Annotated in this window: 25 protein-coding genes; 8 read left to right on the forward strand and 17 right to left on the reverse strand. The window is 56.5% G+C overall.

All coding sequences use genetic code 11. The features are described from left to right. Positions 1-169: 169 nt before the first annotated feature. The gene (locus D6851_RS12950; RefSeq protein ID WP_120325292.1) at positions 170-1,132 is read right to left on the reverse strand and encodes a cation diffusion facilitator family transporter; all 963 of its coding nucleotides are present in this window, start codon (positions 1,130-1,132) and stop codon (positions 170-172) included. Positions 1,133-1,318: 186 nt separating this feature from the next. After that, on the reverse strand, positions 1,319-1,690 hold the full coding sequence (locus tag D6851_RS12955) for a winged helix-turn-helix transcriptional regulator (protein WP_120325293.1): 372 nt from the start codon (positions 1,688-1,690) through the stop codon (positions 1,319-1,321). A 243-nt stretch (positions 1,691-1,933) separates the two neighbouring features. Here D6851_RS12955 and D6851_RS12960 point away from each other — a divergent pair, with 243 nt between their 5' ends. From D6851_RS12960 to D6851_RS12970, 3 genes are all read left to right on the forward strand, one after another. Further along, positions 1,934-2,854, forward strand: coding sequence for an NmrA family NAD(P)-binding protein (locus tag D6851_RS12960; RefSeq protein WP_183030090.1), 921 nt, complete (start codon positions 1,934-1,936; stop codon positions 2,852-2,854). Position 2,855: 1 nt separating this feature from the next. Then, positions 2,856-3,623, forward strand: a complete 768-nt coding sequence (locus D6851_RS12965) for an SDR family oxidoreductase (protein ID WP_183030091.1) — start codon at positions 2,856-2,858, stop codon at positions 3,621-3,623. 96 nt (positions 3,624-3,719) lie between these two features. Continuing rightward, positions 3,720-4,625 (forward strand): NADP-dependent oxidoreductase, encoded by a 906-nt coding sequence (locus tag D6851_RS12970; RefSeq protein ID WP_120325296.1) that lies wholly within the window; start codon positions 3,720-3,722, stop codon positions 4,623-4,625. A 42-nt stretch (positions 4,626-4,667) separates the two neighbouring features. Here the strand turns inward: D6851_RS12970 and D6851_RS12975 are convergent, their stop codons facing one another. Further along, positions 4,668-5,573, reverse strand: coding sequence for a LysR family transcriptional regulator (locus tag D6851_RS12975; RefSeq protein ID WP_120325297.1), 906 nt, complete (start codon positions 5,571-5,573; stop codon positions 4,668-4,670). 87 nt (positions 5,574-5,660) lie between these two features. Here D6851_RS12975 and D6851_RS12980 point away from each other — a divergent pair, with 87 nt between their 5' ends. Both D6851_RS12980 and D6851_RS12985 read left to right on the forward strand, forming a co-directional pair. Continuing rightward, a complete protein-coding gene (locus tag D6851_RS12980; RefSeq protein ID WP_120325298.1) occupies positions 5,661-6,695 on the forward strand; it encodes an aldo/keto reductase in 1,035 nt (344 codons plus the stop codon). A 17-nt stretch (positions 6,696-6,712) separates the two neighbouring features. Beyond that, the gene (locus D6851_RS12985; RefSeq protein ID WP_120325390.1) at positions 6,713-7,888 is read left to right on the forward strand and encodes an MFS transporter; all 1,176 of its coding nucleotides are present in this window, start codon (positions 6,713-6,715) and stop codon (positions 7,886-7,888) included. Between the two features lie 93 nt (positions 7,889-7,981). Here D6851_RS12985 and D6851_RS12990 read toward each other — a convergent pair whose 3' ends face one another. From D6851_RS12990 to D6851_RS13035, 10 genes are all read right to left on the reverse strand, one after another. Continuing rightward, positions 7,982-8,692, reverse strand: coding sequence for an SDR family NAD(P)-dependent oxidoreductase (locus D6851_RS12990; RefSeq protein WP_120325299.1), 711 nt, complete (start codon positions 8,690-8,692; stop codon positions 7,982-7,984). Then, on the reverse strand, positions 8,689-9,441 hold the full coding sequence (gene yaaA / locus D6851_RS12995) for a peroxide stress protein YaaA (RefSeq protein WP_120325300.1): 753 nt from the start codon (positions 9,439-9,441) through the stop codon (positions 8,689-8,691). Before yaaA ends, D6851_RS12990 begins: the two co-directional genes overlap by 4 nt. A gap of 79 nt (positions 9,442-9,520) precedes the next feature. Continuing rightward, positions 9,521-10,558: a zinc-dependent alcohol dehydrogenase family protein gene (locus tag D6851_RS13000; RefSeq protein WP_120325301.1), complete on the reverse strand. Its 1,038-nt coding sequence runs from the start codon at positions 10,556-10,558 to the stop codon at positions 9,521-9,523. Positions 10,559-10,797: 239 nt separating this feature from the next. Further along, positions 10,798-13,809: a TonB-dependent receptor plug domain-containing protein gene (locus D6851_RS13005; protein WP_120325302.1), complete on the reverse strand. Its 3,012-nt coding sequence runs from the start codon at positions 13,807-13,809 to the stop codon at positions 10,798-10,800. Between the two features lie 461 nt (positions 13,810-14,270). Then, on the reverse strand, positions 14,271-15,353 hold the full coding sequence (locus D6851_RS13010; protein ID WP_120325303.1) for a cytochrome-c peroxidase: 1,083 nt from the start codon (positions 15,351-15,353) through the stop codon (positions 14,271-14,273). A gap of 9 nt (positions 15,354-15,362) precedes the next feature. After that, positions 15,363-17,888 (reverse strand): TonB-dependent receptor plug domain-containing protein, encoded by a 2,526-nt coding sequence (locus D6851_RS13015; protein WP_120325304.1) that lies wholly within the window; start codon positions 17,886-17,888, stop codon positions 15,363-15,365. A gap of 125 nt (positions 17,889-18,013) precedes the next feature. Beyond that, positions 18,014-18,796, reverse strand: a complete 783-nt coding sequence (locus D6851_RS13020) for an energy transducer TonB (RefSeq protein WP_147395481.1) — start codon at positions 18,794-18,796, stop codon at positions 18,014-18,016. Positions 18,797-18,979: 183 nt separating this feature from the next. Beyond that, positions 18,980-20,953: a putative bifunctional diguanylate cyclase/phosphodiesterase gene (locus tag D6851_RS13025; protein WP_120325306.1), complete on the reverse strand. Its 1,974-nt coding sequence runs from the start codon at positions 20,951-20,953 to the stop codon at positions 18,980-18,982. A 150-nt stretch (positions 20,954-21,103) separates the two neighbouring features. Then, positions 21,104-21,451: an antibiotic biosynthesis monooxygenase family protein gene (locus D6851_RS13030; RefSeq protein ID WP_120325307.1), complete on the reverse strand. Its 348-nt coding sequence runs from the start codon at positions 21,449-21,451 to the stop codon at positions 21,104-21,106. Continuing rightward, positions 21,448-21,771 carry an NIPSNAP family protein gene (locus tag D6851_RS13035; RefSeq protein ID WP_120325308.1) on the reverse strand — a complete coding sequence of 108 codons (324 nt, stop codon included), beginning with the start codon at positions 21,769-21,771 and terminating at the stop codon, positions 21,448-21,450. Before D6851_RS13035 ends, D6851_RS13030 begins: the two co-directional genes overlap by 4 nt. 73 nt (positions 21,772-21,844) lie before the next feature. On the opposite strand from D6851_RS13035, the gene D6851_RS13040 reads away from it, so the two are divergent. Next, positions 21,845-22,534, forward strand: coding sequence for an ArsR/SmtB family transcription factor (locus D6851_RS13040; protein ID WP_120325309.1), 690 nt, complete (start codon positions 21,845-21,847; stop codon positions 22,532-22,534). Positions 22,535-22,600: 66 nt separating this feature from the next. Here the strand turns inward: D6851_RS13040 and D6851_RS13045 are convergent, their stop codons facing one another. Both D6851_RS13045 and D6851_RS17565 read right to left on the reverse strand, forming a co-directional pair. Further along, positions 22,601-23,497, reverse strand: a complete 897-nt coding sequence (locus tag D6851_RS13045) for a DUF6624 domain-containing protein (RefSeq protein WP_120325310.1) — start codon at positions 23,495-23,497, stop codon at positions 22,601-22,603. Further along, the gene (locus D6851_RS17565; RefSeq protein ID WP_147395482.1) at positions 23,481-23,846 is read right to left on the reverse strand and encodes a hypothetical protein; all 366 of its coding nucleotides are present in this window, start codon (positions 23,844-23,846) and stop codon (positions 23,481-23,483) included. Before D6851_RS17565 ends, D6851_RS13045 begins: the two co-directional genes overlap by 17 nt. Between D6851_RS17565 and D6851_RS13050 the strand changes: the two genes are divergently transcribed. Both D6851_RS13050 and D6851_RS13055 read left to right on the forward strand, forming a co-directional pair. Beyond that, positions 23,832-24,263 carry an SRPBCC family protein gene (locus tag D6851_RS13050; RefSeq protein WP_120325391.1) on the forward strand — a complete coding sequence of 144 codons (432 nt, stop codon included), beginning with the start codon at positions 23,832-23,834 and terminating at the stop codon, positions 24,261-24,263. The two genes, D6851_RS17565 and D6851_RS13050, sit on opposite strands and share 15 nt — an antisense overlap. Beyond that, positions 24,260-24,712 (forward strand): MarR family winged helix-turn-helix transcriptional regulator, encoded by a 453-nt coding sequence (locus tag D6851_RS13055; RefSeq protein WP_120325311.1) that lies wholly within the window; start codon positions 24,260-24,262, stop codon positions 24,710-24,712. The genes D6851_RS13050 and D6851_RS13055 overlap by 4 nt, the downstream gene beginning before the upstream one ends. A gap of 12 nt (positions 24,713-24,724) precedes the next feature. On the opposite strand, the gene D6851_RS13060 is transcribed toward D6851_RS13055, so the two are convergent. Together D6851_RS13060 and D6851_RS13065 are read right to left on the reverse strand one after the other, a co-directional pair. Next, a complete protein-coding gene (locus D6851_RS13060) occupies positions 24,725-25,420 on the reverse strand; it encodes a TetR/AcrR family transcriptional regulator (protein ID WP_183030092.1) in 696 nt (231 codons plus the stop codon). Beyond that, on the reverse strand, positions 25,413-25,976 hold the full coding sequence (locus D6851_RS13065; protein WP_120325313.1) for a VOC family protein: 564 nt from the start codon (positions 25,974-25,976) through the stop codon (positions 25,413-25,415). The genes D6851_RS13060 and D6851_RS13065 overlap by 8 nt, the downstream gene beginning before the upstream one ends. Between the last annotated feature and the right edge of the window lie 68 nt (positions 25,977-26,044).

Genomic DNA, 26,044 nt, shown 5'->3' on the forward strand with positions numbered 1-26,044 from the left:
AGAATATACGAAATCCCTCACCTGCCTATAATGTATAATAAATTAATATTATCGTCTTTCGCAGAACAGGATTCCCCCTCCTGATTCTTCATGCCGAACGTATACACACGCTGGCAGAAGGCCAAGCCCTGCTTGAAGAATGAAAAAATGCAGAGAAATGAAGCGGAAGCTAAAATGTCTGGCCGGGGCGTTCCTGAATCAGTGCTACCTCTCGCTTTTCGGGTCGAATATAGATGGAAGTGAGTTGTGGCACTTTGGCCTTCATAGCCGTTTCAAAGTCTTCGATCAGGTTTTCACCATCACCCATCGGAACATCATCGGCAAAATCCGCGCTGATGGCTACGAAAACGGCGTCGGGCGAGGTGTGGATTGTCCTGACATGATTGACGGCCGTGATTTGCGGAGATTCTTCCAGCAATTTCCACACGGCTTCGACAATGTCCGCATCCGCGCTTTCGCCGATCAGCAATCCCTTGGCTTCGCGCGAGAGCAGGATAGCGACACAGGCCAGCACCAGCCCGATTACGACCGATGCAGCTCCGTCGATACGCGGATCACCGAGATAATGGCTGGTCCAGACACCGATTCCGGCGACCAGCAGGCCGATAAGCGCAGCGCTATCTTCGAACAGAACGATGAAATTGGCCGGGTCTTTGGACCGACGAACCGATTGCCACCAATTGCGCTTGCCACGCGTTTCGTTGAATTCGCGTACCGCGAGAACCCAGGATGTTCCTTCCAGCAGAATGGCAATGCCAAGGACAATATAATTAACTGTAGGATCGTGCAGTGGTTCGGGATTGATGATATGCAGAATGCCTTCATAGATCGAGACCCCCGCGCCGAGCGCAAAGATCAGAATGGCGACGACAAAGGCCCAGAAATAGAGTTCCCGCCCATAACCGAAGGGATGCATAGCATCGGCCGGACGTTTGGAACGCGCCTGACCATAAAGCAGCAAAACCTGATTTCCGCTATCGACCATGGAATGAACACCTTCGGTCAACATGGCGGAGGAGCCGGTAATGGCCGATGCCACGAACTTTGCGATGGCAATGCCGAGATTGGCTAATAGGGCACCGTAAAGAACGATGTTCTTCTGGAAATGGCTGGCTGATTCGGAAGGGGTCACGAGGAAGGGCTCACTGCTGGAAAGAGAAAAGCATAATGCGGCCTGTCACATGCGGCAATCTGTCTGCAAGCAGCAAATATAGCCGGTGCATCTTTATGACCGGTCGCAAGATGCTGAAATACAATGCTATCTGGCGCCCTTTTCTATGAAGACACGCCCCATATGGGGGCGCCAGACAGAGCCTTCTCAAACCTTCGTGTCGTATAATGCCTGAGCCTCTTCGATCTGCGGCAGATGATCGAAAGCCCATGCACCGACGGTCTGTATCGGTCCGGCAAGAGAATGTCCCAACTCCGTAAGCTCATAATCCACTCTGGGTGGAATTGAAGTGGTAACAGCCCGCGTCACCAATCCATCGCGTTCGAGATGGCGCAGGGTCAGTGTGAGCATCCGTTGCGAAATGCCATCAACACCGCGTTTTAACTCACTGAAACGAAGCGGTTGTTTCTGAAGAAGCATAATCACGAGCACGCTCCATTTTCCCGCAATGCGAGAGAGCACCTGCGAGACTTTCATGCAGTCAGCCGTGTGGCGGACAAGTGGTTCGGTTCCTTCCATGTAACCTCGGTATCATTGGTGTGCCGTCTTGTGACGGCGTGAGATGGTCTCATATATATACTGAGTTACAAAGAGGACCCAAATGCCGATGTCGATCATCTGCTTCGGGAAACCGGCTTTCGATGCAAAAACGCCCCCTTGCCGGACCGAAATATCGAAGAAAACCGCCTTCCCCGGCGGACGATAACAGGGCGCTCTGCCATCTGCGGCATGCTCACCAACCCAATCGAGACAAGGACCAATATGACGGAAAAAAGCAAACTTATCGTGCTGCTGGGTGCAACCGGTAATCTGGGGTCTTTGATAGCGCAGTCCCTGCTGGAAAAGCCGGAGGTGCAATTGCGTGTCCTTGTACGCCCTCAAAGTGTCGACAAGCTTGCAACGTTGCGAGAGCAGGGCGTGGATATTGTTGAATTCGACCTTGAAGATATCGATCAGGCGGGAATTCTTGAAAAAGCCGTTGATGGGGCTTTCTGCGTGATCTCGGCAATACAGGGCGGCCCTGATATTATCGTCGATGCGCAACTTCGCCTGCTTGAAACATGCCGTAAAGCCGGTGTGCGCAGGCTTATCCCGTCGAATTTTTCCTATAATATTTTCGGTCTCGTTGAGGGTGATAACATCAATTCAGACGACCGCAGGGCTTTCGCGCGTGCTGCGCTTGAAGTGCAGGGCGATATGGAAGTCGTGCAAGTCCAGAACGGTGCCTTTCTGGATCGCAGAGTCCTTTTCGGGTTCCTCGGCGCTTTCGATCTCGAAAAGGGGTGTGCATTTCTATGGGGTGACGGCAATGAGGCGATGGATTTTACCACTTATGACGATACAGCCCGGTTCACGGCAGAAGTTGCGACCGACGATGCGGTCCTGCCTAACATCCTCGAAATTGCTGGTGAAACCCTGAACTTTCATGAGCTGGTCAAGGCGTATGAAGATGCCTCGGGCAAATCCATCAGCGTCAGCCATCTGGGAACATTGGCCGATCTCGACAAGGCAATTGAGCAACGCCGTCAGGCCGAACCGGGGAATATGTACGCCTGGTTGCCGCTGATGTATTGGCGCGCGATGCTGTCAGGGAAAGCCAAGCTGCATTCGATTGCCAATGATCGCTACCCGCAGATCCAACCGGTCACACTTCGCGAATATGTACGCAAGGAAGGACTGTGAAATGAACGATATTATCGATCTCTCCAAGGCGAACTATCCCGACCTCAGTAACCGGCGCGTTGTTATCGCCGGAGGAACGGGCGATGTCGGCGAAGGCATTGTTCGTGCATGGCTGAAGGCCGGAGCCCATGTCATTGTGCCTTCGCGCAGTGACAGCAAGGTCGAGACCTTTCGGGATGTGCTGTCCGATCTCGGGCAATTGGAAAAACTCGATTTCGTGGTCGGCAGTTATTCCGGCTTCGACGAAGCACAGGAAATGGCCGAACATATCGGTGAGGAATATGGTGAAGTCACCGATGTAATCGCTTCGATCGGTGGCTGGTGGCAAGGCAAGTCCCTATGGGATATCTCACCTGATGATTGGCAGCGTTATTTTATCGATATGACGACGGCCCATGCAGCCACTGCTCGCGCATGGGTTCCGCGTTTATCGCAAAAAGGGAGCTATCAGCTGATCCTCGGCGGCAGTGCGGTCGAACCGATAGCCGGTGCTTCGATCATCAATATGCAGCAGGCAGCACTGCTGATGATGCGCCATGTTCTGTCGCTTGAAGCCGGTGAAAAGCATCGGATTGCAGCGCAGATATTGGGACCTGTCATCACCCGTGCCCGAAGCCGGTACAAGGATGACTGGGTGTCCAACGACGAAGTCGGTCTGGTCACGCTCGGTATCGCTGCCGATCCGGGAGCAACGGATCGGGATTATACCAGTCAGGACAAGACGCAGATGCGCGATACTTTGCAAGGACTGGGCGTCTATCCGCAGTGAAAAGCGCGATACTCTCTTGCACAATAGCTGAAAAATCTCCGCCTTCCCTGGGAAACGAACCCGCAAAGAGCGAAGCAAATATCGAAGGAGAACGTGATGAAAGCGATCCAGTTTAGTGAGTATGGTGAGCCGGATGTCCTGAAAATGGTCGATATTGAAGAACCTCATCCCGGCAGGGGACAGGTGCGGGTTGCGGTCAAGGCTGCCGGAGTCAATGCTCTGGACTGGAAGTTGCGATCCGGGATTATGCACGATTTCATGCCTGTTTCCTTCCCTTCGGGCGTCGGGTTCGAAGCCTCGGGTATTGTGGATGAAATCGGCGAGGGCGTGTCCGGCGTTTCGGTCGGAGATGCTGTTTTCGGCATCGGCAGCAATACGATGGCAGAAAATGCCATTCTCACAAGCTGGGCGCATAAACCTGAAGATATGTCCTTCGAAATAGCTGCCGGTCTCCCTGTTGTAGTCGAAACGGCTACCCGCATTCTCGATCAGGTCGGATCAAAAGCAGGCGAGACTCTTCTTGTAAGCGGCGCTGCGGGCGGTGTCGGGACGGCCGTAATTCAGTTTGCTCGTCATCGCGGTATGACAGTGATCGGGACGGCCAGCGAAGGAAAGCACGACTATCTGCGCAAACTGGGCGCCATTCCGACCGTCTATGGTGCCGGTCTGGCAGAACGGGTGCGCGAACTGGCCCCCCAAGGTGTGGACGCTGCTCTCGATCTTGCAGGTTCCGGAATTATTCCTGAATTGATCGAGCTTGTTGGCGATGCGGCGCGGGTTCTTTCCATCTCCGATTTCACAGCATCCGAATATGGCGCACAGTTTTCGCCCGACGCTCAGCCACATCCGGAACGGGTCTTTGCCGAAACGGCGCGGCTTTATTCGGAAGGATCGTTTCAATTGCATCTCGAAAAGACCTTCCCGCTGACACAGGTCGGTGAAGCGCAAACACTGAGCAGGGAAGGCCATGTTACCGGAAAACTTGTCGTCTCCGTGAGTTGATAGAGGGAAGCCAGTCTCCCGTTTAGCGGTCCTCTGGTATTTTCAGCGCAGCTTTTCTGCCAGAAAATCGATAAAGGCCCGCGTACGGGCGGGCAGGCTGGCACCGCCGGCAAAGACGGCATGAATTTCTTCTATATCGCCGGGATTATAGTCTTCGAGCAAAGGGATCAGCGTCCCGTCGGCAATTTCTTCCGCCACGCTGAAAGCGCCCACACGAGTAATGCCGACACCCGAAGCGGCGAGCTGGCCCAGCGTTTCGCCATTATTGGCTTCTATCGTACCGCTGACACTTAACGCATAAGTGTGCTCACCTTCCCGAAAGGGCCAGGTTGGTTCTGCCCGTCGGAAATTGAAATTGAGGCAATTATGCGCATGGAGGTCCTGCGGCACCTGCGGAATGCCGTTTTTCTCCAGATAGTCGGGAGCCGCGACGATTACCCGTCGGCTCGTTCCCAGTTTTCTGGCGGTCAGCGTACTATCGGCAAGCGGTCCGAAGCGGATGCCGATATCGGCATCACCCCCGGCGATATCGGCCAGTGAATCGGTCAGATTGATATCCACCAGAATATGCGGATAACGCGCAGCGAAGGCTCCGAGCAGCGGCACCACGCAAAGCCGTCCATGTGACAGCGATGCGCTTACCCGTAACCGGCCGCGTGGTGCCCCCTGATCGGCGATAGCCTGTTCTGCCTCATTGAGGTCTGTGAGGATACGCCGGGATGCGGCCAGATAGGCCTGACCTTCAGCCGTCAGAGTAAGAGCGCGTGTGGTGCGCAATACCAGCCGCACCCCCAGACGCTGCTCAATCCGGTCTATTGTTCGGCTGATCGCTGAAGGGGTGAGGCCGAACTGCCGGCCAGCCGCCGAGAAGCTGCCTTCCTGTGCTACCGCTGCGAAAACTTCGAGCGCCCGGGTGCGGTCAGTAGGAGACAGTATCTTTGCATTCATATCAAAAGTCCTTGGATATTCTGGCGCCTAGTCCTGCATCATAATCCTTTCTACCTTTGCGTCTAACGCTAAGGAAAGGTTTGAGATATGGAATATCGGCAATTAGGCAGGTCTGGTTTGCGTGTACCCGTTCTGGCTTTCGGGGCCGGAACTTTCGGCGGGCAGGGGCCGCTATTCAGCGCCTGGGGCGATAGCGATGCCGAGCAGGCGCGGCGAATGATCGATATCTGTCTGGAAGCCGGTGTCAGTCTTTTCGACACGGCCGACGTTTATTCCAATGGCGTTTCAGAGCAAATTCTGGGTGAGGCTATTAAGGGGCGGCGCGATAAGGTGCTGATCTCGACCAAAACCGGACTACCCACAGGGGAGGGGGCGGCCGACTGGGGCGTTTCGCGCGACCGGCTTATCCGCGCGGTGGAGGCTTCACTGCAGAGGCTCGGCACTGACCGCATCGACATTTTCCAGCTTCACGCTTTCGATGCTTCGACGCCGGTGGAAGAACTGCTTTCCACGCTGGATATTCTCGTGCGCGAAGGCAAGATTCGGCATGTCGGTATATCCAATTATCCCGGCTGGCAGGTGATGAAGGCTCTGGCTGTAGCCGACCGCCATGGCTGGCCCCGCTTTGTCGCTCATCAGGTCTATTACTCGCTTGTCGGGCGTGACTATGAGGCCGATCTGATGCCGCTCGGTGCCGATCAGGGTCTTGGTGCTCTGGTCTGGAGCCCGCTGGGCTGGGGGCGGCTGACCGGGAAAATCCGACGCGGGCAGTCTCTGCCCAAAGGAAGCCGCCTGCATGACACAGAACAATTCGCACCGCCGGTCAGCGAGGAGCGCTTGTATCGTGTCGTGGATGCGCTTGACGAGATCGCGGCAGAGACTGGCAAAAGCATTCCGCAAATCGCCCTTAACTGGCTCATCGGAAGGCCGACAGTTTCATCCGTTATCATCGGTGCGCGTAATGAAGAACAGCTTCGCGACAATCTGGGAGCGGTGGGCTGGTCGCTTACGGCAGAACAGGTGGCGCGACTGGATGCTGCGAGCGATGAATTGCCGTCCTATCCGCATGCTCCCTATCGTTATCAGGCGGGATTTGCCCGCCTGAATCCGGCTATGATTTGAGCACGGGGACTATGGTGATGAAGATCAATCTTCCTCTTCTCGCTCTGGCAACCGGTGCTTTCGGTATCGGTGTGGCCGAATTTTCCCCTATGGGATTACTCTCTCTGATAGCCGACGATCTGGATGTCTCGATACCGGCTGCCGGACTGCTTATCAGCGCTTATGCCATCGGCGTGATGGCAGGTGCGCCATTGATGACTTTGACCACCGGACGGATAAGGCGGCGAAGCCTGCTGATCGGTCTCGCAGCGATATTCACTTTCGGCAATGTGCTGGCGGCACTGTCGGAAAACTACAATATGCTGATGATGGCGCGCGTTGTAACCTCACTCAATCACGGTGCCTTTTTCGGCGTAGGCTCGGTGGTAGCCGCCAGTGTAGTGCCGCCAGGACGAGGAGCCAGTGCAGTGGCAGCAATGTTCATGGGGCTGACTATTGCCAATGTCGTTGGAGTTCCTCTGGCGACCTGGACGGGTGAACAGTTCGGTTGGCGCAGTGCTTTCTGGGGCATTTCCTTACTGGGTTTCGTAACGATGGCAGCCTTGCGTCTGACTTTACCCGACCGGCCTGTGCCCGAAAATGGCGGAGCGCTGGCGGAACTGAGAGTGCTGGGGCGCAAACAGGTTCTGGCAGCCTTGTCGCTTACCGGGCTGGGAGCAAGCGCGATGTTCGCGGTCTACACCTATATCGCGCCCATTCTGGAAGTGGGGGCCGGTGCATCGATCGGTTTTGTGACATCCATGCTCATTGTCTACGGTCTGGGGCTGACAGTAGGTAACTGGCTGGGCGGGCGCTATGCGGACCGGTCGGTCGATTGTACACTGATGGCTGCGCTTGCCGGTATGGCCATTGTACTGGTCGTTTTCGCATGGTTGATGGCGTTCACTATTCCAGCCATCTTTCTGATCTTCCTCTGGGGCGTGGCAAGCTTTGCTATAGTGCCTCCTTTGCAAGTGCGGGTGATGGAAGCCGCGAAGGATGCGCCCAACCTTGCCTCTGCGGTTAATATCGGCGCTTTTAATCTGGGCAATGCCGTGGGAGCAGCACTAGGCGGTGCCGTGATCGCTGCCGGGTTCGGTTATCGGGCAGTCCCACTTGCGGGCGCGGTTATGGCGATACTGGCGCTGGCCTGCGTAGCGCTGGCATCAAGGAGCCCGCAGGGAAGCACGGCGGAGCCGTTGCCGGGGCAATAATCGATGAGTGTGCATGTTTGGGTATGACAGCAGCTTTCGAGTGAGAAGGGCAGGAGGCAAAGAAACTGCCATCCTGCCCTTCATGGCAGCCGGTCAGAAGGTGATTTCTTTGCCTTCGTGATCAAACAGTTTGCCGCTATCCGGCACTTTCAACTCCTCGATTACATCGAGCAGTTGCAATGCAGCGCGGTCCGTATCGAACAGTTTGCCTTCCGGCACATTGCCCTGAAACGGATGCGAAAGTGCCGTATCGACGGTGCCGGGATGGAGCCCGACAATAATTGAGCGACTGTTTTTGCGCTGCTCTTCGATTGCGAGATTGCGCAGCAGCATATTGAGCGCGGCTTTTGAGGCACGATAGCCATACCAGCCGCCCAGACGATTATCCGAAATAGAACCGACCCGCGCCGAAAGGGCCGCGAACACGCAACGCTCCCCTTTCGGCATTAGAGGAAGGAAGTGTTTTGCGACCAGAGCCGGGCCGATAGCGTTCACCGCGTAAACTCTGGCAAGCCATTCAGGATTGAGATCGCGAAAGGTTTTTTCGGGTCCTTTCTTATCCGTATGAAGCAGGCCCGAAGCGATGATGACCAGCTTTGGCGGCGGCCCGCCGGCAACGCGTTTTGCTGCGGCTGCAATGCTCGCTTCGTCCAGCAGGTCGATATGCTGTCCGCCACTGCGCGAGCGGGCGAAACCATATACAATATCGAAGGTATCTTCTTCGGTCAGCGTGGCTTCCAGCGCGCTACCAATCCCGCCCGACGCGCCGATAATGACGGCAGAGCTTTTGCTCTTTCTGTTCATGAGCGAACGAACAGCCAGCGATCGGGCTCGCTGCCTTCTTTATCGAAGGCATACCCATCGGTGTCGAAGCCACGCATAGCCTCGATATCGGTAATGTGATTTTCGCACATCCAGCGCGCCATCATGCCGCGAGCACGTTTGGCATGAAAGCTGACAAAACGCGGACCGTCGGGGCCGGGCTCACGGAAATCGACATCGATGACGCGCGCATTATCCAGCCTGCCTTTGACGGCGGCGAAATATTCCTGACTGGCGAGATTGAGCACGACATTCGATCCCTCTTCTGCGAGCTGTTCACGCAAAAGTGCTGCGATTTTGTCACCCCACCAGTCGGTCAGTTTTTTATGACCCGGAGCCCAGCGTGTGCCCATTTCCAGCCGGTAAGGCCGGATCACGTCCAGCGGCCGGAGCAGGCCATAAAGGCCCGACAGAATCCGAAGATGGCGTTGCGCGAAAGCGATGCCTTCTTCATGTAGCGAACAAGCATCGAAACCCGAATAGACATCGCCCGTAAAAGCGAACAGCGCCTGCCGTTCGGGCAGCTCCGGAAAATCCCGAAATCGCTCTGCATTCAGCTCGGCAAGACGCGGCGATATACGCATCAACCGGGCCAGGTCCTCCTGCGTCAAATGCGCAGCAGAACCGGCCAGTTCATGCGCTTCCTCAGAAAAATACGGTTTCGAGACGTCTAGCGGTGGCAGGCTGCGTTCGAAGTCGAGCGATTTGGCGGGAGACAAAAGAGCAATCATGGCAGATGCGGTAATGGGGGAGGCGGCAAGCGTCAAATCCCGGAACTGTCGCTTCCCACCATTACCGGCATATCTTCGATTACGCGCTGATCACAACTTTCATGGCTTTTTCACGCGCTGCATTGGCAAAGACCTCATAGGCATCAAGGATGTCATCCAGCTTGAAACGATGGGTCACCAGTTGAGCCGGATCGACCTTCCCCGATTGCAAAGTCTTTAACAGCATCGGTGTGGTGTTGGTGTTCACAAGGCCCATCGAGATATTGATGTTCTTGATCCACAGGTCTTCAATATGGAGTTCGACCGGTTTGCCATGGACCCCCACATTGGCGACGGAACCTCCGGCAGAAACGATCTTCTGGCAGGTATCGAAAGTGGCCGGTACACCGACCGCCTCGATCGCGACGTCGACTCCAAGACCGTCAGTCAGCGCCATAATTTCACCCACGACATCGTCTTTGCCGACCTGCAAGGTATGGGTCGCACCGAACTTTGTGGCGGCAGCCAGCCGGTTTTCGTCCATATCCACCATAATGATGCGACCGGGTGAATAGAATTGTGCGGTGAGCAGAACCGACATGCCCACCGGCCCGGCGCCAACAATGGCGATGGTGTCACCCGGTTTCACATGGCCGTATTGCACGCCGATTTCGAAGCCGGTCGGCATGATATCGGACAGCATAACCAGCGCTTCTTCATCGGCCCCTTCGGGGATCGGGTAAAGCGAGTTATCGCCATGCGGAATGCGGACATATTCCGCCTGTGTGCCGTCTATCAGATGGCCGAGTATCCAGCCGCCATCGTTGCAATGGGCGTATAGCTGACGTTTGCAATTGGGGCAGGCACCGCAGGAAGTGATACAGGAAATAAGGACCTGATCTCCCTTGTTGAAGTTCTTCACTGCATCGCCGACTTCTTCGACAATGCCGATGCCCTCATGGCCGAGCGTCAGCCCTTCGGGCACTTCCGGCGTATCGCCTTTGAGAATGTGCAGGTCGGTGCCGCAGATCGTGGTCTTTGTGATTCTCACGATCACATCGGTTGGCTTTTGAACAGTCGGCTTCGATTTTTCGATCCAGTCCTTTTTACCAGGGCCTTGATATACCAGAGCTTTCACAGTGTTCCTCCTCTTTGTGCGAATTTCGCGGGACGCGCAGACATTTATGTTTTTATTGACATCAGAGTAACTCGCTTACGTTCGCTCTGAAAGATGGAATGTAAGACGGTTTAAAGAGCTGTCTGTGCGTGATTTGGAAGAAATTCGGCGTTCAACGACGCATTGCAAAAACACCAAATAAAAAAGGGGCGGTCTCCTGCGAGACCGCCCCTTCCTTAATATTGCGAAATGGCGATGGATCAGAAATCGACCTTGGCGCCAATCCGGAAGTACCGGCCCATGAACAGGCGGTCCTGCCATGCAGCGTTAAAGTTGTAGATCCCGTAAGCCGCATTCGGATCGTATTTAGGCTTGCCATCGAGGATGTTCAGCACGTCGAAATAGACGGTGAAGTTATCACCAACTTTGGTTTCACCGTGGCCATCGAGATCGAAGGTGCTCGGCCCATGGCACTGCACGGGGTTGCCACTGTCGGGATAGGTGACCAGCTGGCCTGCTGCAGCGCTGGCCGCGCAATCCTTATAGGTGCCGCCGGCATCGCTGGCCGTGCTCGAATATCCGCTTGTGTAGTAAGCCGTCAGCGTCAGGCTCGCCCGGTCGTTGAAGTCGAGCGTGTTCTGCCATGCCGCACGGAAGCGCGGAGCACCCGAGCAAGACGTCCAGTTACAGCCACCCAGCGAACCGTCGAAGCGGTTAACGCTGCCATCCACCGTCTGCTGGAGGCGGATCAGATAGGATGCCGTGGCATTGGTGCGCCAGGAAACCGTGTTGGTCACGTCGAAGAGGGCATTGGCCGAGAAGTCGATACCCTTACCCAGCATCGAATCCGCATTCTGGAACGAACTGCTGACTTCGCCGAGAAGTGGCAATGCACCGGGATTCTCCGGATCGGGAGCGCCCTGAGTCACTTCGATGCCCGGGATATTTACGACGCCGTTATTGCCGTAATAGGCGGCATAGATCTCGTCCGACAGGTTGACCGGCGTGATGAGATTATTGATCTTGGTCCGCCAGTAGTCGAGCGTCAGCGTGATACGCCGCGTCGGCTGTACTACGACACCGAACGTGTAGGATGTCGATTTTTCGGACTTCAGATCCGGGTTCCCGGCAGATGTGACGCCCGGGCTGTAACCACCTTCATAATAGGAGGGGTTGCTGGCGTGAGCCGCGCAGAACGCCTCATAGGCTGCGGTGTTACAGTTGATCGTGGCGCTGGTGTAGCCGGTCGAAGGCAGCTGGAACGATTCATTCAGGTTCGGTGCGCGGAAGCCCTTGGAGAAAGTGCCGCGCAGCTTGACCTGTTCAATGGGGGAGAATTCGGCTTCGAACTTCGGAGCGAAATTTTCCTGACCGGTTGAATAATGATCGTAGGAACCGTCGGCCTTGAAGCGCAGCTCGTCGAGCACAGGCACCGAGATTTCATACGAAGCCGACCAGACATCGCGATGGCCGCGCACACCGATGGCATTGATGCTGTAGTAGCGATCCGCCGGGTTTTCGGCATTCGGTGCGTTGGAACTCGGATTGTTGATCTTTTCGTAGCGATACTGGCCCGCCACAGCAACGTTCACGAAACCGCCCGGAAGCTCGAACACATCCTTGCTCAGAGTACCGATGACCTGCGCAAGTTTGGAAGTGGCACGCTTATGCTGATCAGGGAATATGCTGTCGACCACGTCCTGAGAGTTGGCCGAGGGATCGACGAAGTTATATGTACCCTGTGCGACGGCATCCATCAGACCCTGGGCGAGAATATAACCGGTATTGGTCACGTCGAGCGTAACTTCGGAAGCCGTGGCTCCGACCGAATATTCCCAGCTGTCACCGAAGCTGCCATTAACCCCGCCCGAAAGACGATAAGTCTTGGCATTGGTGTAGGTCCAGCGCGGCTGGTCGGGCATGCCCAGCAGACGAGCCGAATAGCCCCGTGCGGCATAGGGATTGTTGGGGTTGCGCGTGCCGTTGCTGGCATCGCAGCCCGAGCCGAGCAGGTTGCCCGAATCGTCGATTACGCCGACACCTTCACTGCAGACATAGGCCGGCAGATAGATACGGCTGATGGTGACACGGTCTCCGCCGGCAGCCGTGCGGCCGGTCCAGCCATAGGGAGCACTTCTGTTGGCCGTCGTCACATTGTAATAGTTGAACATGAGGTAGGCTTCGGTGTCGTCACCGAGGCGGGCTGTACCGCGCAATGTTCCGCCGATACGCTTGGTGCGCGCCGTATAGGCTTCGTAATCGTGCGTGAGATCCTGCTGGCAGACGACCGACGGGGCATCGGTATCGCCGCGCTGTGCGTCGGTCAGCGTAACGGAATCCAGCGGGCCACAGCCTGCTGCGGGATTGAGCAGTTCGAAATCCCCGAGCGGATCGTTATTGGGATTTGCGAAGGGCTGTACGAAATTGACGATGGTCGACTGGAAGCTGTTATAGCTGCCGTCCGCCTGAATGCCATTGCGAATATTGTTGGTCAGGCAGCCATCTTCGGTTGTGCCGCAGATCGAACTCTGATCGGCTGTGCCCCACGGGCCTTTGCGGTCACGCAGGTCTACCGGCGAATTCTTCTGATATTCGAAATTGGCGTAAACATTGAAACCCTGATCGTCGAGATCGCCATAGCCATATGTGGCATTGAGGCGCGGCTCGTCGCCTTCGCCGCGCTGCGAAAGGCCCATAGAGGCGTCGAGGTGAAGGCCCTGAATTTCGCGCTTGGTGATCACGTTGACCACACCGGCGATGGCATCTGAACCATAGGTTGCCGAAGCACCGTCGAGCAGTGTGTCGACACGCTCGGTGATCGAGCCGGGCATGGAGTTGATGTCGACAATGTTGCGCTGGCCGTCATCGGCAAGCGGGTAGTAAGCCGAACGCATGCCGTCGAACAGGGTCAGCGTGTAAGCATTGTTGAAGCCGCGCAGCGACGGTGCCGTGGCGCCGGTGGTGAAACCATTGCCCGACCAGCTGGCCGGAATGGTCCCGGCATTATTCGCGGTCAGCGTTTGCAGAGCTTCTGAAACGGTCTTGATACCACGGTTGTCGAGATCTTCCGAAGTAACCGAAACAACCGGCGATGCGGTTGCAGCAGCGGGGTTGCGGGTAATCGAGCCAGTGACGATGATGACGTTTTCGGTAGCCTGATCGTCAGCCGATTGTGCTGCTTCATCCTGCGCATAAGCGGGGGCGCTTAGCGCGGCAAAGGCAGTCAGGCTGGTCGCGCAGCAAAGCGTCGCCTTCCGGATGGATGTCTTCACGTGAGTGTCCTTAATTTTTTAGTCCCGCAAGAGTGGCATATTTGTCATCTGTGCGGGCCTGCCGTTGAAGAGCCTCGAATATGGGGGGAGCCGGGCTCGAATGGCGGACTTGTTGCGCGCCACCTTTCGTCTTTCAATACGTTTCACACAACAAATGGACACATTCTGAAAGCTTGTGGTAATCCTGCAACAAAAGTGAAATGTTTTGTGAGCGATTAGAGTTTCTTTGAGAATGGTCGGCGAAGAATGCCGCAGGTTATATTTTGGTTTGGTTACCAATGGTTTGCGGCTTATTCGCCTGAGCGCTCAGGTGACGAATGAGGTGCTGAGCTGTCGTTCGCAGGTTCGGGATGCTTGCGGGCAACACCTGCCCGGCTGACCGGGCACGCTGAACCGGATACTCCTGGTTCAAGGTGTATTCGGTGATGAGTCGCTCCTACGCGGCTGCGTTTTGATCCGTTCTAAAGCGTCTTCAAAAATGCGACGATGGCATCCCGTTCATCGGGGGAGAGCTCCCGCTCACGAAGAAGCGGGTCGGGAAGAGGTGGAGGTGCCCTGGTGGTTTCGCTTTGTGCGGAACGGTCTTTCCCGCCGCCGGCGGCATAGAGATTCACCAATCCGCGCAGATGCGGGAAAATGCCATTATGCATGTAGGGGCCGGTACGGCTGACGCCGCGCAGCGAGGGCGTGCGGAAGCGGCCGACATCCAGCGGTTTCCCGGTGACTGCAAAGCGACCCACATCTTCGCGTTTGCGGCCATAAAAGCTGATGCCGAGATTATGATATTTCCGGTCGCTGAATAACGGCCCGCTATGACAATTGGCGCAACCCGCCTTGGTGCGAAACAGATGGAGACCCCATAGTTCTTCGTCATCGAGCGCTTGCGTTCCCTGCGAAAGAGCCCGGTCCCATGTGCTGCGTGGCAGTCGGATCGAGCGTTCGAAGGCGGCGATGGCAGCGGTAATTTCTGCCATGGTGACAGTCCTTACACGATAGGCCCTGGCAAATGCTGTGCGATAATCGGGATCGGCATTGATCCGCTCTTCCACCAGCGCAGCCTGAGCGGCCATCTCTATCGGGTTGGCAATCGGCAGATGGGCCTGATCTTCCAGCGAAGGGCTGCGCCCGTCCCAGAACAGCTCTTCCATATAAGCAGCGGTGAACAGGGACTGCGCGTTGCGCGTTCCGGTCTGGCGATTGTGACCGAAAGAAACCGGCAATCCATCGCCCCAGCCAAGGCGGCGATTATGGCAGCTCTCGCAGGCGATCTGGCCGGAAGCGGAGAGGCGTGGATCCTTGAACAGCTTTTCACCCAGCGCCACCCGTCTGGCATCCGGACCCGTGGCTTGTCCGGGGCGAGGGAGCGGGCCGAATTCCTGAAATGCCGCTCCCGGTTCAAGCTGTGGAGCGGGCCAGCTTGCCACCGGTCCGCCATAGGCTGCACGCAGCCATTCGATATCTGCGTCATTGTGTTCCTTGCCGGCGGCGGCCAGCAGAAAAAGCGCACAGGCAAAAGCGAATAGCAGGCGTGCAGCTTGTGGCATGAGACCGCCTCAGTAGCGGTATTTCAGACCGAGCCAGAAAGAGCGCCCCATCTGATAAGGATTGCTGATACTCACCGAATCCTTGGATGGAATAGTATTGAACAGATTGCTGACCCGAACATCGGCCGTCAAAGTGCCGGCAGTGCTGCGCAGAACGTCGAAGCGGGCATTCAGATCGACATTGATGCGGTCGGGATATTTGACGACATCATACACATCGTAACGTCTGCCATCGATTGTCTCGTTGATGTTTATATCTTCTATCTGGCTGAAGCCGTCGCGATAGCGCAGATTGACATTGGTGGTCAGCCGGTCATCCAGCCACAGAGCGCTCCAGCTCGCATTGACGATAAAGGGGGACGCAAATTCCATCCGCTGATTGCGATTGAGCAGATCCACAAGGCTGATGATTTCACCGTTGAAAACGACATCGACATCCTGCTCCGTCAGGAGGAACGATGTTTCGAGATAATTCTCGGTGTCGGACTTGGTTTTGCTGAAATTGGTGTTGATCGCAAAGCTGTGTTTACCCACCTGGCGCAGCCATTCCAGCGAGAGGCCGCGATAGGAGCTATGCCCGTCATTGGTCATTTCATAAAATCGCCGGGTGGTTATATCGCCGGTTTCCAGCACATATTCTTCCTGCTTGCGCAGCGATCTGGCGAATTCTTTTTTCGTCTTGCGATAGATGCCTTTAATGCGGGCCGTTCCGCCCAGCAGCGGAGCGCCAAGCGATGCGGTCAGTTCGTCTGAATAGGGCGTGTCGAGTTCGCTGGATGAATAGCCGCTCGGGACGCTGGTCTTCGAAAGATACCAGTCACTGTCGGAAACGACATATTGGTCCCCCACATAAGTTCCCCGTCGCTCATAGCTGAAATTATCGGGATATTGCTCGCGAATAGCGTAAGCCAGCATGGACCGGCCGTAATAGCGGTTCGCACCCAGTGTGACTGTCCAGCCCGGTGCGGCATTCCATGTGGCAGCAAGGCGCGGCGCGATATTGTGATTGCCGAGAAAGCTCTCATAATCGTAGCGCAGACCCGCGCGCAGATCGACCGGGCCGAGATAGACATTATATTCCATCCAGGCCGCGACATTGTCGAGGTCTATATCCGCAGTGTAAGCGCGATATTCACCATAAGTCCCCAGCGCATATTCGCCCGTAACGCATGTCAGGCTGTCGCCATCGGCGCAGACAATACTGGCCGGATAGATCGGATTTTCATTTTCATCTTCAACGAGAGCCGAACGGTAGGCCCTATAGGTTTGCGGGCGCTCACGCAGAGCGTTTATATGCTGATAATCAAGGCCGCCCCGCAATTCGCCGGGGCCAAGATCATGCGCCATGCGGGCTGACAGATTATACGTATCCTGCTTCTGGTCGAGATCGCCGAAACCGCCCTGTGTGCAGGAGGCGTTGGAACAGAAATTGCCGTTCGAACTGTCGGACGGGATGTTGTAATTGGTCGGCGGTGCCTCTCTGCTGCTGTCGCTATGAGCAAAGCTGGCCTTGATAGTCCAGCGCAGATTGCCGGTCGCGGCCAGCTTGAGGCTGGCTGCGAGTCCGCCGCCCTTGGTGGTGATCAGATTATTGATTCCATTTTGGTGGGCCGCTTCGCTTTCATATGGAGAATAGGTCAGCTTGCCGCTCAGTTTGAGGTCGGGCTGAAGGTCGTAATCGCCGCTTAGCATGAAATTATCGCTGATACTGTGGCGGTATCCGGGTTCATAATTATAATTAGCCGAGCGGTAATAGAGCACGTCCGCGCGGGACCGGTTGACGCCGAAGATCAGCCCGCCTTTGTCGGAAAGCGGGACATCCATGGTTGCGCCGAAGCGCCATTTGCGAAAATCCGGCGCTTCGGGGAGGGGATCGCCGCTCGCATCGAAGGAAGCCTGTGTCCCGTTGGATACGACGTAATTGACCAGTTCGTCAGACGTATAGCTGACATGGGCACTCGCTCCCCATTCGCGGCGGGAATCCCTTGTCTGAATGTCCAGAGCGCCGCCGGTAAACCGACCATATTCGGCCGATATGTTGGAATCGCGCAAAGTGACGGCACCGATCAGTTCGCTGTCCAGCCAGAGGGTCTGGGCGGAATTGCCCGCCACTTCGTTTATGCTGACAGGGCTATCTTCGTGTACGTCGAAGCGGCTATTGGCATCGATTCCGTCGATCGTGATCAGATTATCATATGTCCGTCCGCCGGATATCGAGATTTTCGCCGGATGCAGATCCTGAATTGTTTCCGGCTCGGCCAGCCCTTCATGGCGATCGAACTGAACCGTCGGAAGGATCTTGAGCAACTGATTGACATCACCCGATCCGGGCGTGCGCGCTTCGATTTCCTGACGATCGATTGTCGATACGCCGCTGTCATTGCCGTGGCCGGGCGCGTAGGCTCCGTCCACTCTATCGCCTTCCGCCACTGCTTCAGGGAGGATTTCGGAAGCGTTTCCATCCTGTGCATAGGCAGCGGGAGCCAGCGCGATGATGGCGGCTGTGCTTGCCAGCGAACTTCCGAAAAATCTCATTTTTGCCCCTTATGGTATGACTATGAAGCCGGCGCACATAGGGGAGAGATTATGCTACTGCAAGTTATTATCAATAACTTTTCGGCCTGGCTGTGGAGATGAGTGTGCAAACCGGAAAAGTGGCGTCACGGGCGCTGCTTATAGGTCAATGGAATCTCGAAATTGCGCGGTATTCTCTGCGGTGGGTGAGGGAAGGGAGCCGCCGCTGCGAGATGCCGTAAACCGGTCCTGTCGAGCACCGAATATCCCGATGTCCTGCTGATATGCGCTGCACGTAATTGCCCGCGGCTATCGACCGTGAAACCAACCACCACGGTGCCGGCGATATTCTGGCGGCGCAGAATATGCTCATAGCGTTGTTTCCTCCTGATCTTGCGATAGACCAGCTGGCCATAAGTGTCGCTGTGGCCGCTGCGCGAAGCGATGCTCCTGCTTGCTTTCTGGTCTGCATTGCCCTGCGGCGCGGAACCGATGGTGCGTGGCTCAGGGACTTTTCCGGGGAGGCGTGGCATGGCGGGAGAAGCCAGTGGCGTGGCATCCACACTGATGGTGACGGGCGAGGGAAGAGCGGTTTTCGGCTTGGCTGTCGCTATGTGAGAGTTTTCAGCCGGGCGCGAAGCGGAGGCTTTGCTGTTGCGAGTATCGGCCTGTTTCGATCGATTGGTGCTTTTCGACGGTGGCGCCTTGTCAGCATGGCTGGCCGATCTTTCCTGCCGGGGCGTTTGCACGGCAAAGCTGACAAGCGTCTGGCTGGCCTTGCTGCCGGTCCGGCTGATGATCTGGATCGACAGAAAAGCGAACAGCGCGAAGGCCGGGATCGCTATGGCGAGGAGCAGCGAGGATAGTCGTTCTGCAAGGCTGAGAGAGGATTCGCTATAATACATGAACCGGATAACGCGCTTAACCACTGCTTCTCAGACTGCGACCCCCTTCCGTACCGGGTGACAAGTCCGCGCCGTTCCTTGCGCGAGCTTGCCGGATACCGACTTCAGAGAGGTGTAGTCGAGGTCTTTAATGATATTGCGATGTGATTGCAATTGATGCGGTGTGGTTCAGCCGTTCCGCCAGAGCTGGCGTTAAAAGCGCGTGTGTCACTGCCCGCCGCCATGGGCGTGTCGCTTTGCGTCAGGGGTTTGTCCCCCGGTGGATGATGCCAAAGCGAGGAACTGGGTCACCGGCAGTGGTTTTGAAATGTAATATCCCTGAAGAAGCTCGCATCCCATGGCCCGGAAAGAGGCTGCCTGCTCGCCTGTTTCCACTCCCTCGGCTACGCAGGAGAGTTGTAATGTCTGGCACAGGCTGACCACGGCCAGGGCAATCGAATTGCTGTAACTGTCCTGCAATTCGCTGGCGAAGCTCTGATCGATCTTTACGCGATCCAGCGGCAGGCGATGCAGGTTGCTGAGGCTCGAATAACCTGTACCGAAGTCATCGAGGGCAATCTTCATACCGGCGCGCCGCAGCTTTCGCAGCGCATCGACGGCGGAATCGACATCGCGCATGACTGCCGTTTCCGTCACTTCGATCCACATCCGCCCCGGATCGAGGCCGCTTTCACGAACTGCCAGAAGAACGCGTTCCATAGTATCCGGAGAGTTCAGGTCGCATGCCGAGATGTTCACAGAAACGGAGAAGTTTTCCGGAAGCTGTTTCAGAATTTTGAGCGCTCTTTCGATAACCGAAAGCGTGATCCGATGGATCACTGAGCTGCGCTCTGCAACCGCGATAAATTTATGGGGGGGAACCGGGCCCAGTCTTGCATTTGTCCATCTCACCAGCACTTCGCCGCCGACGATATCGCCCGTGGTGCTTTTGGAGATCGGCTGCACGCATACATAGAGATCGTTCTCGACGTTTAACGATCGTAATTCCACCTCGATCTTCTGCTCCGCACGCACGAGCGTGTCGAGATCCCTGGTATATGTTACGAGCGATCCCGGCATGTGCCGTTTGGCGTGATACAATGCCTGATCCGCGCGTTCCCACAATTCCCGTTCAGACAACTCGGCTTCCGCAAATGGCGCCAGTCCGATCGAAACACCGACTGAAAGTTCCCGATCATCGAGAAATATCGGTGCAGCCACACCCTGACACAGCCGCTCTCCCAGTCTCTCGGCTTCGGTGGATGGAAGGTGGATCAGAATCCCGAATTCGTCGCCGCCCAGACGATAGAGGGTTGCGTAAGGACCGACGATCTTGCGAAGCCGATAAGAGATCTGTTGCAGCAACTGATCGCCGATGTGATGGCCGAATGTGTCGTTGACGGGCTTGAAGCGGTCGAGGTCGATGACGCCAACCGTCGTCGTGCCGACGCGGGTGGAATCGGCTGTCAGTTCCGACAGGTCTTCGAGAAATCGGCGCCGGTTGGCGAGCTGGGTTAACGTATCGGTATGCGCGAGCGTATGATTTTCTTCATTCAGGCGCACCATTTCGTCATGTTGCCGCGCGAGCTTTTCGCGTGCGGCAACTTCGGTGCGGAAACTTTCGAAGCTGTTGAACAGCACTCGTAAAAGCACCAGCACCACCAGCAGCACATTAGCCGCCAGTGCTGCGAAGGTCATTCGTCCCTGCGCAATCAGCGAGATCAGAAAACCGGGGAGCACGCATGCGGAAACCACCAGGGCGGCTTGCGGGAGATGGAACAGGCAAAAAATGCAGGCGACGACGGTCGTTGAAATATACAGGGCGATCTGAGCCTGCTCGACCGGACCTCCATATTGCAGGAATGATAAAGCCCAGATGACATAAGCTGTCGAAGACGCTGCGGCCAGCCATGTCACCGTACGGAGCTGCCGCCTTGCTTCCTCTGGTTCGGGGATCGGTTTCCGTCTGATGCGAACCCAGTAGATCAGCCGGACGGAGGTGGCACTGAACAACACTGCCGGAATGCTGAGTGTGAGCAGGAGGGGAGCGGTTTGCGACTGAGACCAGGCGATCGAGATGGAGTTGATGAGCAGCAGGCTGTAAAGAAGCGGCAGCTGCCGCCGCATCTGAGCGATCTGCGCCTGTGCCAGTATAGGATCTCGACCGATCTCTCGAAACCAACCGAACAGGCTATCAAGCATTCATAATCCACCCTCTCAGATGAAGTGCCACCAGAGAGTTAAAACTCTATGAAGAATAAGGTTTTTCGGGTCTAGCGGAAAGAGCGAGGAGCCGGCCCATGGTTCTTTCCACTTCGTTCCGAAAAACAGGCAGGCAGCATAAGGTCAGTGTCACGGATCGTGCACCGCCCGGCTATCCCCGGGGGCCTGTGCGCGGTCGAACTTGCCGTAATCCCTTGCCACCTGTGCAATGCGCAGCCGGTAATCTTCGAAAATTTCGGCGCGACCTCTGGATTGCGCCGCTCTGTGTGCATGGAGCATGCGCCAGCGCTGCACTGCGCTTTCATCCTCGAAAAAGGACAGCGACAGAATTTTGCCGGGGTCACTCAGACTCTGGAAGCGCTCGACAGAGAGAAATCCTTCCACCTTTTCGGCCAGTGGCAGCATTTTGGCAGCGATAGCCAGATAGTCATCGCTGCGTCCGGTGGCCGGGCGCACTTCGAAGATCACGGCGATCATGAGCGGCGCTCATGCGGTGCGGAAGCCAGTTTCAGCCATGTCCGGCTTTCTTTGAGGATGAATTTTTCATCCTGAGCGAAATTATAGTTTTCCCGCCCCAATGGATCGGCTTCCAGCCGCGCGCGATAGGCTTCGTATTCGGCCAGATTTTCGACATTGTAGATGCCATAGGCCAGTGTCGAAGAGCCTTCATGCGGCGCAAAATAGCCGATCAGATCGGCACCGCAACGCGGAATGGCCTGCCCCCAATTGCGCGCATATTCGACGAACTGGGCCTTTTTGGTCGGGTCGATCTGATATTGAATAATACAGGTCAGCATGGCTGTTTTCTCCTTTGCTCTCACCGCGCGATAGAGAATTGACAGTGCGTAATGCTTCGATCACGCTCGAACTATGAGAGAAGGCCCCGATATCGCCCGTATCGCTTCGCTGATAGGCGATCCCGCCCGCGCGAATATGCTGACTGCATTGATGAGTGGCAAAGCGCTGACGGCGAGCGAGCTGGCGCAGGAAGCCGGCGTGACCCTGCAAACGGCGTCGAGCCATCTAGCGAAGCTGACCGATGGCGGACTGCTGCGTCTGCGCAAACAGGGGCGGCACAGATATTTCGCGCTGGCCCATGACGATGTGGCGCATGTGCTGGAAAATCTGATGGGGCTGGCCGTCAGTGCCGGTCATTTGCGTATGCGGACCGGGCCGAAAGACGGCGCCTTGCGCAAGGCGCGCATCTGCTACAATCACCTCGCTGGCGATATGGGCACGCGTATGTTCGACAGTTTGATGACGCAGCGGCATCTCGAACTCAATGAAAAGGGGATCGACCTTTCGGAGAGCGGTGTAGCCCTGATGCAGCATCTGGGTATCGATCTCGCCGCGCTCAGAGCGAAACGCTCCGCTTTATGCCGCGAATGTCTCGACTGGAGCGAACGTCGTACGCATCTTGCGGGCAGTCTCGGCCGTGCATTGCTCGAGCGTTTCGAACAAGCCGGCTGGGCCAGTCGTGATGCAAATTCCCGAGCGGTGCATTTTACGCGCCGGGGAGAAAAGGCCTTCCGGGAGGCTTTCAGTATCGCGGAGCCATAATGCCTGCATTCTCTGGCAAGCGCTCCCTCTAACGACAAGGCTGGAAAGCGATTCTGTTCTGAGTGTTCAGGAGCAGGGGGTGAAAAAGTACTCCAGATATGTCTCGAAAGGTTCAAGACCCACAGAGCGGCGTAAATCGGGCATTGCTGCTTTATCCTTGAGCGGCAAGGGAATGTACTTGCCATCTTTGCAGGTCACCTGTGTTGCATAGGTCTGGGTTCCGGTGAGCTTGAGCATGACCCGATCGTAAAGATAGGCATAGTGGCGCGAAGAGACTTCTCCGTTTTCCATCAGCGGCTCCATCAGTCGCAGAACCTGAAGCTGAAAGGCCGGATCGCGGTCGGCGTGTTGAGCCAGCAGCCAGGCATTTCCGGCCGCTTGCTTGCCTACGCGTGAAATTGTCGGCCAGCCTTGCTGCTGCACCACTTGTTTGAGCCAAGTCGTATTGGTCTCATCACGCCGCCCTATCTCAGCAAAAAGCAAAGCACGAAAAATCGGCTTCTGCTTGTCGGAGAGTGCGGGAACCCCGGGCGAATCCGGAGGGGCATCGATCCAGGCAACGGCGTTGCGCAGAACCTGCTCGGCCAGTGGTCGGTGCAATAGCGCATCAGCGAGCGAGTCAGAATGAGGCGAGGAATATTTCTCTGCTAAATCGATTGCGGCGAGCATTGCGTCGAACGGCGCGCGGGTGCTTTTGACCGTTGCCGAAAACTCGGCATAGTCGGAATAGATATCGATGGACGGCCTTTCTGCCATTGCGCCGCATATTCCCGAAGCGGACCAGCCATTCCCACGTTCGGGATCGCTAATTCCCATCGCTTCGAGTTTGGCGAGAATGCGTTGTCGGTTCGCTGCACGACAGGCGTCAAGCCATTTCAGCGCTGCCGCATAGTTCTGTTTTTCTTCGGGAGTGGCCTCGGCAAAACCGCCGCGTAACCAGGCAAAGTCAGCGGGCCTTGCCATCTGTGCTTTGATGATAGGGGGTGGCTCGGGCGATGCGCGCCCGCAAGCAGGTGACGAAACGACGGAAGCGAACAAGATGCCGACCGTTACTGGAAGCGATCTGATCAATCCCGGCAAGGCCAGATAACCTCTTCTTTGCGAGATGCGGAACCGTCACGTTAACTGCTCTGGAATGCGTTTTCAATCTGCAGGCCGATCCATCTGCCCGGCTGCAAAGAGGCAAGGTGGCAGTTGACGAGGTATAGGGAAGAAAACCCAATATGGGCAATTCCGATTGACCTTCGATCCGCTCCGCTGCAATTTTGTAAATGCATTTATAAAAAGGATGCTTTGGATGGGTTTTGTGCATCGGATTGATATTGACGCTCCTGCCGGGATCGTTTTCGCGTTTTACGAGGATGTGGGCGGCTGGCCGGACTGGGACAGGGACGTGCAGGCGGTAGATTTGCCCGGGGGACTGAAAGGCGGAGCCACCGGCTGGCTGAAAGCGCCCAGAGGTCCCAGGGTCAAAATCCGGGTGGCGGAGCTGGTGCCGGGCCGGTCTTTTATCATGGAAAGCAGGCTGCCATTCTGCCGGCTGCAATTCGGCCATGATTTGCAGCCGGACACCAGAGGGACTGTGGCGAGCCATTGGGTGCAATTTTTGGGACCGCTTGCATTCCTGTTCCGCAGGCTGATGAGTAAGAGTATCAGGGCAAGCCTGCCGGAGACCCTGCTGGGGTTGAAGCGAGTGAGCGAAGGGAAAATTGTCGAAGGAACGCGATGACGAAGGTGAAGGGAGATGATTCTTTGCCATGGCGGGAGATGTCCCGCTATGACGGGCCTCAGAGCAGTCCCGGCTTCGTTTTGTGGCATGGTTTCATGCGCTGGCAGCGTCATCTGAACGCTTTGCTGAAACCGTTTGGTCTCACACAGCCGCAATTTGCGGTGCTGGCCACATGCGGCTGGCTGACGCGGGGCGGGCAGGAGGTGACGCAGCAGGCGATGGCCGATTTCCTCGATATGGATCGCATGCATATTTCGCAGATCGCCAGCCGGCTGGAGCGGGACGGACTGCTCTGCCGCAGTCCTTCGGTGGAGGATATGCGGGCCAAGCTGGTCTCGCTCACGCCAGCCGGACGGGAAAAGCTGGCCGAAGTGATGCCGGTTGCAGAAGCTTTCGACGAATCCTTCTTCGCCGGTGCCGCGCCTGACCGTACCTCGTTCCGGTTTTAGGCTCAGGACCTGTTATGGTGGCGGTGAAGCCATGGCGCGAAACATCTGCAAGGCTGCGCCGTTTAGCCGCCTTGCTTCGCTTTCATCGAGATCCTGCCAGTTTTCGGCGAACCAGCGATCGGTTTCGAGTGCCATGGTGAACAGCACCGGTTTGAGCAGGGAAGCGGGCATATCTTCACGCACTGCACCGAGCGACTGGCCAAGCGCGATGAGGCCATCGAAACGGTCGCGGATAAAGCTCTGCGGCAGAGAGTGACGGCTTGTTTCGCTCTCGTAAAAGCTGCGCGCGAGGCAAGCGAGCGTGGGATGTTCGATCAGAACGGTGGAAATGCGGACGAAAAGCGCTTCCACCCGCTTCCAGAAAGCCCGGGCATCTACAGGCGCGCCGAAGGTGAAATCGAGCGCGGTGACAAAGCGCTGAAAGGCCCGTTCCATCACCGCCCCATAAAGATCGGCCTTATCGGCAATGTAATAATAAGCCTGACCCTTGCTCATCCCTGCCGATGCCAGAATGCGGTTGAGCGACGCTGCGGCAAAGCCGTGTGCGGCAAATTCGGTTTCGGCCGGATCGAGCAATTGCGCCCGGCGCTCTTCGGGCAGCGCCCAAAGCCGCGCGCGGGGGCTGTCCGGATGAGGCCTGTCCGGATGGGGGCTGGCCGGGCGGGGATTGGCCGGTTGTGCATTGGTGGGCGTAATGGGTTTAGCCATCGGCGCTGTTCCGATGGCGTGCTGGGAGCCTACGCATCGCGGTTTCCATGAAGGAACCATGCCATTCGGGATGCTCGGCCGCAGCCTGTTTCGCGGCACGGCGGAAACGCATCCAGGCTGCCGGTGTGGGCAGGCGCGGAATATGCGCCAGTTCCCAGTGAATGCCATTGATCGGGTCTTCGAAAAACACCCCGTAATAGCCCGGCGCATAGATCGGATATTCGGCCGGTGGATCGGACACGGAAAGATTGTTGGCCAGAAGAAATTCACGATGGAAATCATCCACCTCGCGCGCATTCTTTGCCCATAGGGCAATATGGTGAATGCCCGTTGCACGGTCGGCATGATCGAGCTTGCCGCCGCTCTTTGCCGGCTGGATGCCGATATAGCTGTGGGGAAAAGGAAAGCGCGCCATGTAATAGGTGGAGCGATAGCCGAGATCGAGCGTCCAGAAGCTCTTATAGCCGAGCCAGCCGAACATCCGGTCATAGAAATCGACCGAATTTTCGTAATCAAGCACTGAAAATTCCACATGATTGACACCGCGCCAGCGCATATCGTCCTCCTTAGACCAGTGGTCTAAATATAGATCGGCGGTCTAAAATGACAAGAGCCAACAGGAAA

The sequence above is a fragment of the Altericroceibacterium spongiae genome (genome assembly GCF_003610805.1).
GTDB classification, from domain to species: Bacteria; Pseudomonadota; Alphaproteobacteria; order Sphingomonadales; family Sphingomonadaceae; genus Altericroceibacterium; species Altericroceibacterium spongiae.

Bases quoted from the DNA above. Each gene is read 5' to 3' on its own strand.
- D6851_RS12955 (WP_120325293.1), bottom strand. From the start codon at position 1,690: ATGGAAGGAACCGAACCACTTGTCCGCCACACGGCTGACTGCATGAAA.
- D6851_RS12960 (WP_183030090.1), top strand. From the start codon at position 1,934: ATGACGGAAAAAAGCAAACTTATCGTGCTGCTGGGTGCAACCGGTAAT.
- D6851_RS12965 (WP_183030091.1), top strand. From the start codon at position 2,856: ATGAACGATATTATCGATCTCTCCAAGGCGAACTATCCCGACCTCAGT.
- D6851_RS12970 (WP_120325296.1), top strand. From the start codon at position 3,720: ATGAAAGCGATCCAGTTTAGTGAGTATGGTGAGCCGGATGTCCTGAAA.
- D6851_RS12975 (WP_120325297.1), bottom strand. From the start codon at position 5,573: ATGAATGCAAAGATACTGTCTCCTACTGACCGCACCCGGGCGCTCGAA.
- D6851_RS12980 (WP_120325298.1), top strand. From the start codon at position 5,661: ATGGAATATCGGCAATTAGGCAGGTCTGGTTTGCGTGTACCCGTTCTG.
- D6851_RS12985 (WP_120325390.1), top strand. From the start codon at position 6,713: ATGAAGATCAATCTTCCTCTTCTCGCTCTGGCAACCGGTGCTTTCGGT.
- D6851_RS12990 (WP_120325299.1), bottom strand. From the start codon at position 8,692: ATGAACAGAAAGAGCAAAAGCTCTGCCGTCATTATCGGCGCGTCGGGC.
- yaaA (WP_120325300.1), bottom strand. From the start codon at position 9,441: ATGATTGCTCTTTTGTCTCCCGCCAAATCGCTCGACTTCGAACGCAGC.
- D6851_RS13010 (WP_120325303.1), bottom strand. From the start codon at position 15,353: ATGCCACAAGCTGCACGCCTGCTATTCGCTTTTGCCTGTGCGCTTTTT.
- D6851_RS13015 (WP_120325304.1), bottom strand. From the start codon at position 17,888: ATGAGATTTTTCGGAAGTTCGCTGGCAAGCACAGCCGCCATCATCGCG.
- D6851_RS13025 (WP_120325306.1), bottom strand. From the start codon at position 20,953: ATGCTTGATAGCCTGTTCGGTTGGTTTCGAGAGATCGGTCGAGATCCT.
- D6851_RS13030 (WP_120325307.1), bottom strand. From the start codon at position 21,451: ATGATCGCCGTGATCTTCGAAGTGCGCCCGGCCACCGGACGCAGCGAT.
- D6851_RS13035 (WP_120325308.1), bottom strand. From the start codon at position 21,771: ATGCTGACCTGTATTATTCAATATCAGATCGACCCGACCAAAAAGGCC.
- D6851_RS13040 (WP_120325309.1), top strand. From the start codon at position 21,845: ATGAGAGAAGGCCCCGATATCGCCCGTATCGCTTCGCTGATAGGCGAT.
- D6851_RS13045 (WP_120325310.1), bottom strand. From the start codon at position 23,497: ATGGCAAGGCCCGCTGACTTTGCCTGGTTACGCGGCGGTTTTGCCGAG.
- D6851_RS13050 (WP_120325391.1), top strand. From the start codon at position 23,832: ATGGGTTTTGTGCATCGGATTGATATTGACGCTCCTGCCGGGATCGTT.
- D6851_RS17565 (WP_147395482.1), bottom strand. From the start codon at position 23,846: ATGCACAAAACCCATCCAAAGCATCCTTTTTATAAATGCATTTACAAA.
- D6851_RS13055 (WP_120325311.1), top strand. From the start codon at position 24,260: ATGACGAAGGTGAAGGGAGATGATTCTTTGCCATGGCGGGAGATGTCC.
- D6851_RS13060 (WP_183030092.1), bottom strand. From the start codon at position 25,420: ATGGCTAAACCCATTACGCCCACCAATGCACAACCGGCCAATCCCCGC.
- D6851_RS13065 (WP_120325313.1), bottom strand. From the start codon at position 25,976: ATGCGCTGGCGCGGTGTCAATCATGTGGAATTTTCAGTGCTTGATTAC.